Origin of the sequence: Robertmurraya beringensis (genome assembly GCF_042433785.1) — a bacterium.
In the GTDB taxonomy this organism is placed as follows: Bacteria; Bacillota; Bacilli; order Bacillales; family Cytobacillaceae; genus Robertmurraya_A; species Robertmurraya_A beringensis.
The window spans coordinates 57,380-69,874 of the sequence record NZ_JBHLUU010000021.1 but is presented as its reverse complement, the minus strand read 5'-3'; the positions used below and the strand labels follow the sequence as shown (position 1 = coordinate 69,874).

At 34.4% G+C, this 12,495-nt stretch carries 15 protein-coding genes; all 15 read left to right on the top strand.

Features of this window, described 5'->3' with window-relative positions; all coding sequences use genetic code 11:
• Positions 1 to 150 precede the first annotated feature (150 nt).
• The 15 genes from ACFFHF_RS06935 to ACFFHF_RS06865 all read left to right on the top strand — a co-directional run bounded on the left by ACFFHF_RS06935 (position 151) and on the right by ACFFHF_RS06865 (position 12,486).
• The gene (locus ACFFHF_RS06935; RefSeq protein WP_160549545.1) at positions 151 to 1,587 is read left to right on the top strand and encodes a YcdB/YcdC domain-containing protein; all 1,437 of its coding nucleotides are present in this window, start codon (positions 151 to 153) and stop codon (positions 1,585 to 1,587) included.
• A gap of 227 nt (positions 1,588 to 1,814) precedes the next feature.
• Positions 1,815 to 2,072, top strand: a complete 258-nt coding sequence (locus tag ACFFHF_RS06930) for a hypothetical protein (protein ID WP_340906139.1) — start codon at positions 1,815 to 1,817, stop codon at positions 2,070 to 2,072.
• Between the two features lie 49 nt (positions 2,073 to 2,121).
• Positions 2,122 to 2,319, top strand: coding sequence for a hypothetical protein (locus tag ACFFHF_RS06925; RefSeq protein WP_160549546.1), 198 nt, complete (start codon positions 2,122 to 2,124; stop codon positions 2,317 to 2,319).
• 86 nt (positions 2,320 to 2,405) lie between these two features.
• Positions 2,406 to 2,924 carry an RNA polymerase subunit sigma-24 gene (locus ACFFHF_RS06920; protein WP_160549547.1) on the top strand — a complete coding sequence of 173 codons (519 nt, stop codon included), beginning with the start codon at positions 2,406 to 2,408 and terminating at the stop codon, positions 2,922 to 2,924.
• A 567-nt stretch (positions 2,925 to 3,491) separates the two neighbouring features.
• The gene (locus tag ACFFHF_RS06915; protein ID WP_377057789.1) at positions 3,492 to 4,847 is read left to right on the top strand and encodes a transposase; all 1,356 of its coding nucleotides are present in this window, start codon (positions 3,492 to 3,494) and stop codon (positions 4,845 to 4,847) included.
• A 414-nt stretch (positions 4,848 to 5,261) separates the two neighbouring features.
• Positions 5,262 to 6,641 carry a reverse transcriptase domain-containing protein gene (locus ACFFHF_RS06910; protein ID WP_377057788.1) on the top strand — a complete coding sequence of 460 codons (1,380 nt, stop codon included), beginning with the start codon at positions 5,262 to 5,264 and terminating at the stop codon, positions 6,639 to 6,641.
• A 356-nt stretch (positions 6,642 to 6,997) separates the two neighbouring features.
• Positions 6,998 to 7,258 carry a hypothetical protein gene (locus tag ACFFHF_RS06905; protein ID WP_160549675.1) on the top strand — a complete coding sequence of 87 codons (261 nt, stop codon included), beginning with the start codon at positions 6,998 to 7,000 and terminating at the stop codon, positions 7,256 to 7,258.
• A complete protein-coding gene (locus ACFFHF_RS06900; protein ID WP_377057787.1) occupies positions 7,255 to 7,638 on the top strand; it encodes an aspartyl protease family protein in 384 nt (127 codons plus the stop codon). Before ACFFHF_RS06905 ends, ACFFHF_RS06900 begins: the two co-directional genes overlap by 4 nt.
• Positions 7,639 to 7,873: 235 nt before the next feature.
• Positions 7,874 to 8,035: a hypothetical protein gene (locus ACFFHF_RS06895; protein ID WP_340902076.1), complete on the top strand. Its 162-nt coding sequence runs from the start codon at positions 7,874 to 7,876 to the stop codon at positions 8,033 to 8,035.
• Positions 8,036 to 8,089: 54 nt separating this feature from the next.
• Positions 8,090 to 8,254 (top strand): hypothetical protein, encoded by a 165-nt coding sequence (locus tag ACFFHF_RS06890; protein ID WP_377057785.1) that lies wholly within the window; start codon positions 8,090 to 8,092, stop codon positions 8,252 to 8,254.
• Between the two features lie 171 nt (positions 8,255 to 8,425).
• Positions 8,426 to 8,830, top strand: coding sequence for a nucleotidyltransferase substrate binding protein (locus ACFFHF_RS06885; protein WP_340902080.1), 405 nt, complete (start codon positions 8,426 to 8,428; stop codon positions 8,828 to 8,830).
• Between the two features lie 4 nt (positions 8,831 to 8,834).
• Entirely contained in the window at positions 8,835 to 9,176 is a 342-nt protein-coding gene (locus ACFFHF_RS06880) for a nucleotidyltransferase family protein (protein ID WP_160549672.1), read from the top strand.
• A 186-nt stretch (positions 9,177 to 9,362) separates the two neighbouring features.
• Positions 9,363 to 9,554 carry a ribbon-helix-helix domain-containing protein gene (locus ACFFHF_RS06875; RefSeq protein WP_160549671.1) on the top strand — a complete coding sequence of 64 codons (192 nt, stop codon included), beginning with the start codon at positions 9,363 to 9,365 and terminating at the stop codon, positions 9,552 to 9,554.
• Positions 9,555 to 9,601: 47 nt separating this feature from the next.
• Positions 9,602 to 11,104, top strand: a complete 1,503-nt coding sequence (locus ACFFHF_RS06870) for a TIGR02677 family protein (protein WP_160549670.1) — start codon at positions 9,602 to 9,604, stop codon at positions 11,102 to 11,104.
• A 2-nt stretch (positions 11,105 to 11,106) separates the two neighbouring features.
• A complete protein-coding gene (locus ACFFHF_RS06865; protein ID WP_377057784.1) occupies positions 11,107 to 12,486 on the top strand; it encodes a TIGR02678 family protein in 1,380 nt (459 codons plus the stop codon).
• Positions 12,487 to 12,495 lie beyond the last annotated feature (9 nt).

Below are 12,495 nucleotides of genomic sequence, written 5' to 3'. Positions count from 1 at the left end.
TAGGTTGGTGTTTGGTGTGGTAACCTCACTATTTCCTAAAATTCAGGGGGTGGCAATTTTTTTGCTCAAAAAGCCCTCTATCAAGGTATTTTATAGCCTATTTAATATAAAAGTTTTGACAATACGAGAACAAATGTGGAGGTGGCAAAATTGAATAGAGAAGAATTAAGAAAACGAGCATTATCATTGGTCTCAATTCCTGCTGATTTTAAGCCTATCATAGAGGAGTATGCTGAGGGAGAGAATGGTGAAGGAGAGGCAATTTTTTCATGGGCAAACGAAGAAAAAGATAAAGGGATTACTATAAATCTCGATTTGGTCGGTAATTTAACAAGTTTATCAATTGACATGGATGATGGTAGGGATCCCAATCCGGTTCCATTAGAAGTAGAGGAAAGAAAAGAACGAGCGGAGCAATTTTTTCTTAGTCACTATCCTGACGCTTTAAGCGATTTAACCTTTTATGAAATAAAAAAATTGGATCAAGCCTTTCGCTTTAACTATGAGCGGATTATCATGAACTTACCGCTTAAGTCTGCTGGTTGTTTTATTGACGTAGACCAAGTGGGGAATATTATTAAATTTTCTTATAAAGTTGCGGGGCATATACCAGAAATACCAACCATTCTGATTTCAAAAGAAAAACTGATTGAACACGAACAAAATAGACTTGATTTTCAGCAAACAATTACAAATCTTTATACTATTATTCATGATGTAGAAGAAGATGATCTCCGTCTTGTCTATGAACCAGAGCCATCTTTCATGAAATATAGAGCGGATATATTAACTCCGACCTTAAGCATTATCCATGATGAAGATGTTCCAGAAACTTATGTTCCACTTCCTCCTTCCAATACGACCAAACAAAAAGATTTATCGATAAAAGAGGTCATTGGTATTAGGGAGGGAATGGAAATAATTCGGGAAGTCGATATGGGGGGAGAAACGGGAATTGTGTGGCGTGATCGGAACTGGGAGATGAAGGATCAGGATTTATCCATAGATGGCTTTTTCAAGAGACATTCAGAGGATACAGTTAAAGCCTTCATTTCAAAGAAAACAGGAAAAGTCAGAAGTTTTATGTGGTTCAATGAACGAAGTGGCGATCTCAAGCTTACTCATGAAGAATGTTTACAAAAGGCTACTGACTTTCTTCAAATGATTCTTCCAGATTATCATAAGTATCTACAATTAATTGTTCGAGAGAATGAAGATGAAGTGGACGATACTAGAAAAAATGAAGCATTTTCTTTCCGTATACATAACGGCAATGGCATACCCGTTCAGTTAGAAATAGTAATCGTTGCAGTTAATCGTGAAACAGGACAAATTGATCATTATAGCGGGCCAAGTTTTGATATGGAACAATTGAGCCAAATCCCTACAGAACCAGCGATTTCAAAAAAAGAAGCGAGAAAAATATTTTTCAGTCACTTAGACTTTGAATTAGCTTGGAACAAAGATTATGACGAAGAAACAGAATCCCATATTCTTGTCTATCAAGCGTGTGATAGGTTTACCAGAACTCCCATCCGGTACATTGATGCCATGACTGGGGCCGTTATTACTGCAAAAGATAAGTAGGATGTGATGATCTTAAATTGGATTTGTTCAGAAAGTACAAGTAACTAACCCCATCCTACAACCTTGGTATCCACTTTTCTAAGCAAATGGTTGGATTAACCAAAGGGTAATCTCCATTTCTTATTATTGTCTACCCTTTTAAACTCAATAAGAAATGAAACTTAAGATAATGCAAAACGTATATTAAAAATAGGGGGGACACGGTTACTATAAAGGAGGCGGTTAAACTGGTACCGATTATTTTATCTATAATACTAATAATCGCTCTTGTCTTTTCAATATCTGTTGTTGTAAAAAAAAGAAAGAAAGCGGGCATTACAGGAATAAAAAGTGCTCTGACTTCAATTTGTTTTTTTCTTATTGCCATAACAAACCTATTAGCTTACTGGTTTAATTTTATGGGGCTATTAAATTGGTCTATTACTGTTGTTTTGTTGATTTTAGGTGCTTATTTTACAAAGTATATGCCAATATCAGAAGGGTGACTTTAAGTTAGGAAAGATTGTTAAAAGAGGAAGTCATGAGGTGTTTTGCATGGACAAAAAAACAAAATTGATTATTGGACTAATCGGCAGTCTTATTATATGTCTTTTTGGGGTGTATCGTTTAGCAATTGAAACAGCATCCACTGTTAATTCATTGCTTATTCCCATAGTATTTTCTGTTACGGGCTTTATTGGATTTGTTGGAAATTTAGTAAAGTTGAAAAAACTAAATACTGATATTTATTAAAAGTGTGTTGTTATTTTTCAACTCCTTGACAAATAGGCCATTCATAGTGATTACTAGGCTACCATTTGTAAAGGAGTGTTTTAAATTTGACTGATGAACAAAGAAACCAAATTAGAATATTAAGGTACCAAGGTCTCGGCTATATGAAGATAGGAGAAACTCTGGGATTATCTCGTGATATTATTAGAGGGTATTGTAAAAGGCATGGACTTAATGGCCGTGCAACTGATTTAGTAAAAAATCAAGAAGAAGATGAAAAATTCAAACGAAAAATAACGAATGAATATTGCTTAAGTTGCGGTTCGAAATTAGAGCAAAAAGGAATAGGCACAAAAAAGAAATATTGTACAATCCAATGTAAACGGAAGTGGGAAAAGGATAATCCTAAAATTTATAAGCTTAGGTGTGATTATTGTAGAAAAGAATATTTATCGGAAAGAGTAAAAAAGCGGAAGTTTTGTAGTAACGATTGCTACGTTAGAAACAGGTTCTTTAAGGAAGAAGATGCAGCAGAGATTTTAGGCAAAATTATGAAGAGACAAAAGGTTGATTATGTACCTAAATGGCTAGAAGAATTACTGCTTTCATATATAAAGAATGACTGACTCTTATGGGTATCGAAGGTCTGAGAATGGGTATAAAATTAGGGATTTTCTTATAATTGTATTTGTTAAAGCAATCGCTCTAGAGATACCCTAAAAAGCTAAATTTAAATAAATGGATATTGATTTTAGGTGATGGAAAAACTATGGAACAACAATCTTTTACATGTATAAATTTACGCGAAATGGGCAACTTTAGCGAAAATGTATCAAGCGTTTATGATAACACATGTTGAGTGTGTCTCGCAACTCATGTTAATTGAAGGCTTTACCCTTATGGAAGTTGCTAACCAAGGTAATAAATCGAAATAAAACAAGCTCCACTAAAGTCAATGTTTTAGTGGAGCTTGTTCTTTTTTGGTAAACTAAGAATGGGTTCGTCTTACTCTGTTAAAAGTAGGGGGGAAAGGTTTTTTGAACGAATTACAATTATTTAGTGAACTGAATCAATTTCATAAATCTGAGCCCAACGGGCTCAAGGCTTTCAGGCACTAAAAAAAGGAGTACCTCCCCAGATGTCGAAATAAGTAAGTACCACTACAAACTTATGAGACTGGAGGAAGACTCCCTATGACTATTATACGACAAGGAAGCCTGTTTGACATACAAGAATTATACGACTTAGAACCTACCCAACGTTTTGAGGCTATTTTTTCTACTATTGACATTGATCCCATCTTCGCTGTGGTAACGAAGAAATCACGTTTTGGTAGACCTGTGGAGCTTAATTATGTGGCAATGATTTACTCATTAGTTGCACGCATATCGGAACGAATTCCGTTCATTAAAGACTTGGTAAAGCGATTAAGAAACGATATGATTTTCCGACTAGACTGCGGCTTTTTGGTTTCTGATATAGTCCCTTCTGAGGCAGCTTATTCAAGAATTGTAACGATCCTCAGTGAATCTGAAGTTCTTGAAGGGGCTAAGAATACGATTCTAAATCAAGCCATTACAGAAGGGTTTATCAACGATGATACTGCAGCCCTTAATGCCTCTCATTTTGAAGCGAAGGATCAGGCTCCTCCAAAAGAGGAAAAAACAACATCAGAACCTAAGAAGCGTGGTCGCAAATCAAAGGAAGAACGTGAAAAATGGCTGGTTGAACAAGCTGAACGTGAAGTAAATCTTCCTCTTTATGAAAAGAAAATTGAAGAACAGTTGGACGTTTCTTTGTCTGAACTTCGTTCTCAAATGCCCCAGGATCCACAATGGGGTGTGAAGAAAAACAGCGAAGGAAAGAGCGTTTTTTGGTATGGTTATAAAGCACATTTGTTAGTTGGCACAAAAAGTCAATATATCCTTCAATCTCTCTTTTCTTCTGGAAATTTAAATGATGGAAAAGCAGCCATTCCTTTGTTAAAAGGAATTCAAGAAAATGTTTCTTTAAAGACCCTTCGTTATACAACGATGGATGCTGGGTATGATTACGAACCAATTTATGAACAAGTTCATCGATTGGGATTACAATCCGTCATTGCTTATAATAAACGCAATGAACCCGAACCGATCGGTTTTGATAAACACTTTGCCCCAACTTGTTTTAGGGAACATTCCTATCGTTACGATAGTTATGACGCAAAATACGAGACCCTAAAATACACGCGTCCAAAAGAATGTAAGGATTGTCCGTTAGCCGATCAGGGAATATGTCAAAAAGTATATAAAGTAAAGATTACCACTGATCTTAGAAAGTACACTGCACCAGCCCGAGGTTCGAAAACTTGGAAAACAATATTTAAGCGCCGAACCGCAGTAGAACGTGTAAATGCTTATCTGAAGGAGTACTTTCAACTTAACAATGTGCGTTATCGAACTGGAAAACGTGCTAAAGTTCACTTTGATTTGGTGACATTGGTTTATAATGCTTCAAAATTGGCAGCAGATCGTATGAATGCAATGTTAAATCAACGGCAAGCTGCCTAAACTAAATTATAATTGAAACGGACGCTTGTTTAAATATGAAAGTTGAACCATAGTAATCTAGTTGCCTTTTGTTAGAGGTAAGTTGAAAAACAGGGAATTTTGCAAATAATAGAGTGGGTGATATAATAGAATAGTCTGCTATTAATATGCTAGCAGTAGACAATGTTTGAAACTGTCGAGCAGTAACTCACGGAGCAAACTGAGTAAATTAAGAATCACGCAAATCTTCATAAGCTCACCTTCCTGAATACTGACTTCACAATCAATAACATTGTAACAGAATAGTTGAATCGCTCTGGTGTGCTGCATGTGAAAAATGGTCAATATTGTAGTACTATGACTTAGCGTTGCAGAAGGAACAATTGTCAGAAACCAGATCTGCAGTTCCTTCCGCTCCTAAAAAGGGGTATAGATATGCTTGATTCCAATAAATACAGAACTAAACGATATCTACATTTTGATCATAAAGTAAAAATTGAAAAGGTGGAAAGCTATGTAACGAATTCGAGAAGGATTGCTATGCATAGCTTTTTACCATTTATTCACTATGTTTCTTCCTTTAATAAAAATATTGGGGAGAAGAATCCTAATATGAATAACCGCCCGATTAAATCAAAAAATCGTGACATTATGTATGCGGGCCACCTTGATAACTTCATTTATAAATATTATGCGGATGAAAAATTGAATAAAAAATATAATCAGTACATATCAGATGATAAATGTATGTCAAGAAATATTGACGAATGCGTGACGGCATATCGTAGTAATAAAAGGGGCAAGTCGAACATTGATTTCGCCGCTGAAATTATAAATGATATTGTCAGTTTAAAAGAAGCGTATATTCTAGTGGGCGATTTTACAAAGTTCTTCGATCAAATTGACCATAAACTGCTAAAGGAAAACCTGATGAAAGTATTAGAAGTGGAAAAACTGAGCAATGATTGGTTCAATGTGTATAAATCAATTACCAAATTCGGTTATTACGAGAAGTCATTGTTAATAGAAAGGTTTGGCACTGATAAACAAATTAGGCGTTCTGGTAAGAAAAGTTATTTTGATGGATTGAAGGAATTTAGAGAATTTCAGCGACAATATCCTACTAAGAAAAACAGGAATAATGATAAAAGAAAAAGTCACGAAGGTATTCCTCAAGGAACAGCAATTAGTGCGGTTTTTGCAAATGTGTATGCCCTGAAGTTTGATTTGGACATGAAGAAGTTAGCTGACCAGTATTCAGGGTTATATCGTAGATATTCAGATGATTTTATTTTGGTTCTTCCAAAGCAACAACAACAGACACTCTTAGATGAGGAGTTTCGGAATATAGAAATCGAAGTAAGGAGGCTAGCTGCTGAAAATAAAATTGAAATCCATGAAGATAAAACAGGACTATATGTATATAGTGATTTACGCATCATAGAATTGAAGGGTAGAAAAGTAAGTCATATAGACTACTTAGGTTTTGTCTTTGATGGTAAGACAGTAAGGATGAGGGGGAAAAGTCCTTATAAGTTTTATCGTAAAGTATACCAAATTATAGATAAGGCGAAAAGTGTGAAAGGTAAGAAAGACTTGAGGAAACTACCTTATAGAAGGAAGATCTATGGTTTATATACGGATCTAGGTATCCATGAAGGAGAATACGGTAATTTTATTTCTTATGCGAAAAGAGCGCAAGATAAATTTGATAAAATATCCCCGAATACGGAAAATATGATGATGAAACAAATAAAAAACAGAAAGAAAAGGATTGAAGCTAGGTTAGGGGTTAAGATTCATACAAAAATATAAACTAGACTTGGTAAGGATAAGGGGTTAGTTTACTTGCGATTATCCTGAAATGGGGAGAATAAAAAGAGCTTCCTGACTCAAGCATATGTAAACAAATACCGTACAGGAAAACCTTAATTCGTCTAAAGGCACCTTCCAGATTCAGCATCTATAAATAGACATCTACTGTTTAGTGCGATATTAATAATAGAATATGCTCATTGTACAAAAAAATGGATGAATTGTAAACGCATAAACCTGTAAACAAGAAAAAGGTGCATATTTGGCGAGGACAACTGAGATGATTTCCTTTTAGCAAATAAATTAGTTATTGATGTATAGTGCAATATAAAAATATAGACAGGAGGTACATTTAAATGAAATGGTCTGAAGTGCGACGGCATTTTCCAGAACGTTGTGTCTTGGTAGAAGCATTGAAATCAGAATCAAGAGGAAATGAAAGAGTCATTGAAGAGATGGCAGTGATCGATGACTTTGAAAACGGCAATGCAGCATGGAAGGTGTATAAAAAACTACATGGGGAAAATAAAAAACGTGAATTATATATTTTTCACACGAATAACGAAGAAATAAAGGTAATTGAGCAGCCATATATAGGAGTGCGAAGAAGAGTATGAGATTTCAAATGGATGACCACTTGCCTCTAGTATCTGTTGAGATTGAATACAATGGGAACAAAAAGATATTCAATAACGTATTGCTTGATACCGGCTGCTCTTCAACCATTTTAGATACAGATTTATGTGAAGAAGTCGGATTGATGCTCGATTTAGAAAAAGCCATTACACGAAAGATGTATGGAATTGGCGGTACGGAAATATGCATTGAGCAAAAAATATACGGTATGAATATTGACGAGTTTCAACTTAATAATTTCACTATACAGCTCGGCGATGTTAGAGAAATGCATGGGTTTGACGGCATCATCGGCAGTGACTTCTTTCTTGCAAATAAATTAATCATCGACTTTGAAAATATGGAAGTGCGAAAAAATTAGGTTAAGGTAACCACTACTACATCATATTATTCTGCCATCACCATCCTAGCCACGTTGAGTGTGTCTCGCAACTCATGTTAATTGAAGGCTTTACCCTTATGGAAGTTGCTAACCAAGGTAATAAATCGAAATAAAACAAGCTCCACTAAAGTCAATGTTTTAGTGGAGCTTGTTCTTTTTTGGTAAACTAAGAATGGGTTGGTCTTACTCTGTTAAAAGTAGGGGGGAAAGGTTTTTGAACGAATTACAATTATTTAGTGAACTACATAAATTTTTAAATAGTTTAGGTGCAATGGAGTATACGCTTGCGCCCAAGACTTTAACCTTAGGATATAAGCCCCGCCGTTTCGGTGTAAAAAGTTCAAAGTTTGCCACTTTATATGGTGAAAAAAGCTAAAACTGTTTAATACTTCATGTTGATCCAGGCAATAAAGAATCTATTAAAGGAGAAATGATTCAAAAGGAAGTTCAGGAACTCCTGCATTTTAATATCAAAGAATTAAGAGGTTTTGTCTTAAAAAAACATGAAGTTTATATTCCATTTGAAGTAATTGACACAAAGGGAAAATTTGTAGAATTAAAAGATTTTGTTCGCAGGCAGTTTATATCTGTTTAACTAGAAAGGAAGATGGTATTAAGTGATGCTGCCGCTTTATAGTAATGGGTTTAAAATAATTATGCACATGTTAATACCGGTGTCAAAAAGGAATTTAGCACATTAATAAAGAATATTTTCCATAATTAAAACTCCTTTTGAAAATTACTTGAAAAAGATATAAGGGAGGTAGTGAGTTTGGATTCATTAAAGGATACAAGATGGAGACAGAGGTTTGAAAATTTCGAAAGGTCATTTAAACTTTTAGAAAAATATTCTACGCAGGATATTAAAAGTGAGTTAGAAAGAGCCGGTATCATTCAATTCTTTGAAATGACATTTGAGTTATCTTGGAAAGTATTAAAAGATTATTTGGAATCTCAAGGTTATGACGTGAAAAGTCCAAGAGAAACAATAAAACAAGCATTTCAAATTGGATTAATCGAAGAAGGACATCCTTGGATGGATGCCTTATCTAAAAGAAATTTAACCACTCATACTTATGATGAAGTACTTGCAATAAAATTTGTTGGTGAAATTATCGAAATTTATGTCCCGATTTTTAAATCCCTTTATGTCAAGCTTTCTAAGGAATGATATTATGTTTGGACTTTTAGAGTTAGATTTAGAATATATCCAAATGGCCATGAAAAAATTTAATGAAATAGACAGGGCTGTTATTTTTGGCAGCAGGGCTATGGGAAATTATAAAAAAGGGTCAGATGTTGATATTTCAATATATGGCCAAAATATTACGAATGAAACTCTTTACAGGCTGAATGATCTTCTTAACGAGGAATACCCACTTCCTTATTTTTTTGATATCCTTCATTATGAAGGAATAAATAACATAAATTTAAAAAACCATATTGATACTTATGGAAGTGAAGTGTACAAAAAAATGGATAGCAATATTATTAGTAAGGTAATTAAAGACTCTTAAGTATTATGCGAGATTATCCATTGGAGTAAAAATGAATCATGAAGCAAAAAAAGCGGGCTCCCCCGCTTTTTTTGTTTTCCAATTTTCAATTCTTACTAATTTTTAAAAAAAATTCAGGCAGATTGCCAACAGACCAACAGACTATTTATAATAGAATTAGAACTTTAGATTGAGGAGCTAAGTATTATGTCAGGATATAAAAAAACGCCAAATGCAAAACCGATTATTAATATCACATTAACGGATGAATTATTAAAAAGAATAGAAGATTATCGATATAACGAAAGAATTCCAAGCCGGTCACAAGCAATTTCTAACCTAATTGAATGTGCGTTTAATAGTCTAGAAGGTAAAAGCGAAAAAAGGTCAAGAAGGTAAAGTAAAATCTTTACTCCGTGGTTTTAGAGTATGAAAGGAGAAATATAGTGACAAAACACCTTGAAGCAGTAAATACGCTTAAGTATGCCACCGTTGAAAATGCTTATCGCTATCGCCCTATTATGAGATTCTTGTTTGAACAGTATGATAAATTTCGCTATTACATCAAAACAGAGGAAATTTTAGGCTATATTAAAACCCTAAATATATTAGATGAACATTACTCAGAAGAACAATTATATCAAGATATGAAAACCCTTGAATCATGGGATTGCGTAATATCAAGGCATGACAAAGAAATGGTTTATACCATTGAAGATTTCAAAAAGAAACGTTTAAAGTTCCAAATCACGCCCCTCGCTTACGAAATTGAAAATACACTTAAGAAATTAGATGAGTTAGATGAAGTGTTAACAGGTTCTTTAGAAAGCAAAGAGTTTGAACGTATTTTAAAAGATATTGAAACCATATCAAAATCGAACCTTGATTCAGATAAAAATGAAGTGTTATTTGAACACTGGATTACTTTGATGCGAAGATTAGAAAATTTAAAACGCAATGCAGCAAACTATCTATCACACATCAAAAGTGATAAAGCTGAGCAATTGTTTAAAACGGAAGAATTCTTATTGTATAAGGAAAAATTTACAGACTATCTAGGTAAGTTCATTCTATCGATGAAAAAAACGCGTTACAAGATTTCACGTGCATTGGAGTGGATTCAAGAATCATTTGTCGATTCATATATAGAACGAATGATTGAATATTTTTCTACGATACCTACTATAGATGGGACCCGATTTAATGTGGAAAAGAACAGACGTTTATATAAGGAAAAATGGATGGAGTTACGGAATTGGTTTGTTAAGAGGAACGATTATGAATGCGATGTTGATATTCTTCTACTGGAAACAGATAAGAGTATTCAAATCATCAGCCGATATGCCCTCCAATTAACAGAGACAAAAAATAATGCTAGGAATAGAAAAGAAGATTATAGAAAACTGGCTTCGATGTTTATTCAATGCGATGATTTAAAAAATGCGCATGAATTGGCGGTATGCTGTTTTGGCATCCCGCATACGCGGCATATTTTTGGTATACAGAAAGCGACAGATACGAAAGACGAAGAAATTTGGGAGCAAGAAATCCAAATCATTGATACGGCACCTAAAAACCGAACCTACGAAAGAAGCAAACGAATTAAGTCCTATGTAAAGGATCAAAAAGCCGAAAAAGAGAGAATCAAAAAAAATATTTTAGAGCAAATGGAGAGAGAAAAAGAAATCATCCAATCTCTCATCATTAATAATCAAATTATCATGAAAGATTTGGCCGAACAGAGTAACAATCGACCAGTTAAAATGTTTGTCAGAAAAGCAATCTTAGATTGGATTGCTAAATCGCTCCAAGATAAAACATTAACCGCAAGAACACAGTATGGAAGAAAATTTAGGCTTCAAAAAAATTCAAATCAAAAAATAGATTTAAGATGTGTAGATGGTATTTTAACACTTCCGGATATCACATTCGAATTTGAGGAGGCATAGTGATGGAAGAGAGGGAGAGGATCAGAGAAGGCATCACGCTTCTGTTAGAGAACTTTTGGTTTACCCGAAAATATCATTTAGATAAATATTTATTGGTTAGACAAAATCGAAAAGAACTTCAAAAATATTTTATTGATAATTTTGGCTATCAGTTAATTGTTAATAATGCTGTTGTAAAGTTGGAAAAAATCCCAAGTAAAACGGCAGGCTGGATGGGAATTCAAGATTTCACCGACCCATTGGATTATGCCTTTTTTATGGCTGTATTATCTTATTTAGAGGAAAAATCTGCTGACGATATTTTCATCGTATCGATGCTTAGTGAGTATGTTAAACAATTTCTTTCTCAAGAGATGGATGTGAAGTGGGAAAATTATCGCCAACGCTTGTCTTTTGTAAGAGTGATGAAATATGCGGAAAAACAACACTTACTTGAAGTGATGGAGGGAGAAATTGACCTATATAAAGACGATGAGACGATTGAAGTACTTTATCGGCCGACAATGATTTCCAAGTATTTTATGCGGTTCTTTTCCAAGCCTGTTGAGGAATTTCAATCCCGGAAAGAAATGCTGGAAGACCGGTGGAAAATCGTTGGGTTTGAAACGCCAAAAATCAGGAGACAATCCATTTCTAGAAAACTATTGACTTCGCCTGTAGTTTATCGGAATGAACTAGATGATGAGGAAAAGAGATACTTTGCGAATTACGGCTACAGTATAACCGATGCCTTTGAAGAATACACACCGTATGAGCTTGAGACGTATCGAAATGAAATTTTGCTCATTTCAAAAGAGAGAAATGTAAAAATAGAGCAATATCCAGATGGGAAAATGTTGAGCCAAATCGCACTCCAATTTGGCTATTTCATTCAGAAAAAGGTAATGGAAAATGAAGAACTGCCAGAATTTGAATGGGAGATTCCCCGATTTGTTTTTGAGAAGTGTGTTGAAGAATTTCAGGCAGTTAATGCGCATGGCTGGAGCAAAGAATATCGTAATCAATACCCCGAAATGATTGCCAAAGAGTTAACAGCCTATTTCCAAGATTGGAAAATGCTAAAAGAAGAGGATCATAGCATTATTCTTTATCCAGTCATAACCCGAATCGGTGGCCAATATCCTATTGAGTATCGTTTTCAGCGCTATTTTATAGGAAAAATAAAAAATAAATTGGCAGACCAATTTAATGAAAGGATTGAGCATTCCATTGCTATTTCCGATTTAGAAGATTGGATCTATGAATTTAAAATTAGATTTCAATTGAAAAAATTCAGTTGGAAAAGTGTTGAAGATTCGATTGGTAGTTTTGTTGACTTGAACGAAGAACGGAATGTTTGTGTTATTGATATGGAAAAGGTACGGAAACGAGACAAAAATTAAGGGAGTAAT

What these genes read in the sequence shown, in the direction of transcription:
- ACFFHF_RS06875 (WP_160549671.1), top strand. Translation starts at nt 9,363, where the DNA reads ATGTCAGGATATAAAAAAACGCCAAATGCAAAACCGATTATTAATATC.
- ACFFHF_RS06880 (WP_160549672.1), top strand. Translation starts at nt 8,835, where the DNA reads ATGTTTGGACTTTTAGAGTTAGATTTAGAATATATCCAAATGGCCATG.
- ACFFHF_RS06890 (WP_377057785.1), top strand. Translation starts at nt 8,090, where the DNA reads ATGATTCAAAAGGAAGTTCAGGAACTCCTGCATTTTAATATCAAAGAA.
- ACFFHF_RS06905 (WP_160549675.1), top strand. Translation starts at nt 6,998, where the DNA reads ATGAAATGGTCTGAAGTGCGACGGCATTTTCCAGAACGTTGTGTCTTG.
- ACFFHF_RS06915 (WP_377057789.1), top strand. Translation starts at nt 3,492, where the DNA reads ATGACTATTATACGACAAGGAAGCCTGTTTGACATACAAGAATTATAC.
- ACFFHF_RS06925 (WP_160549546.1), top strand. Translation starts at nt 2,122, where the DNA reads ATGGACAAAAAAACAAAATTGATTATTGGACTAATCGGCAGTCTTATT.
- ACFFHF_RS06910 (WP_377057788.1), top strand. Translation starts at nt 5,262, where the DNA reads ATGCTTGATTCCAATAAATACAGAACTAAACGATATCTACATTTTGAT.
- ACFFHF_RS06865 (WP_377057784.1), top strand. Translation starts at nt 11,107, where the DNA reads ATGGAAGAGAGGGAGAGGATCAGAGAAGGCATCACGCTTCTGTTAGAG.
- ACFFHF_RS06900 (WP_377057787.1), top strand. Translation starts at nt 7,255, where the DNA reads ATGAGATTTCAAATGGATGACCACTTGCCTCTAGTATCTGTTGAGATT.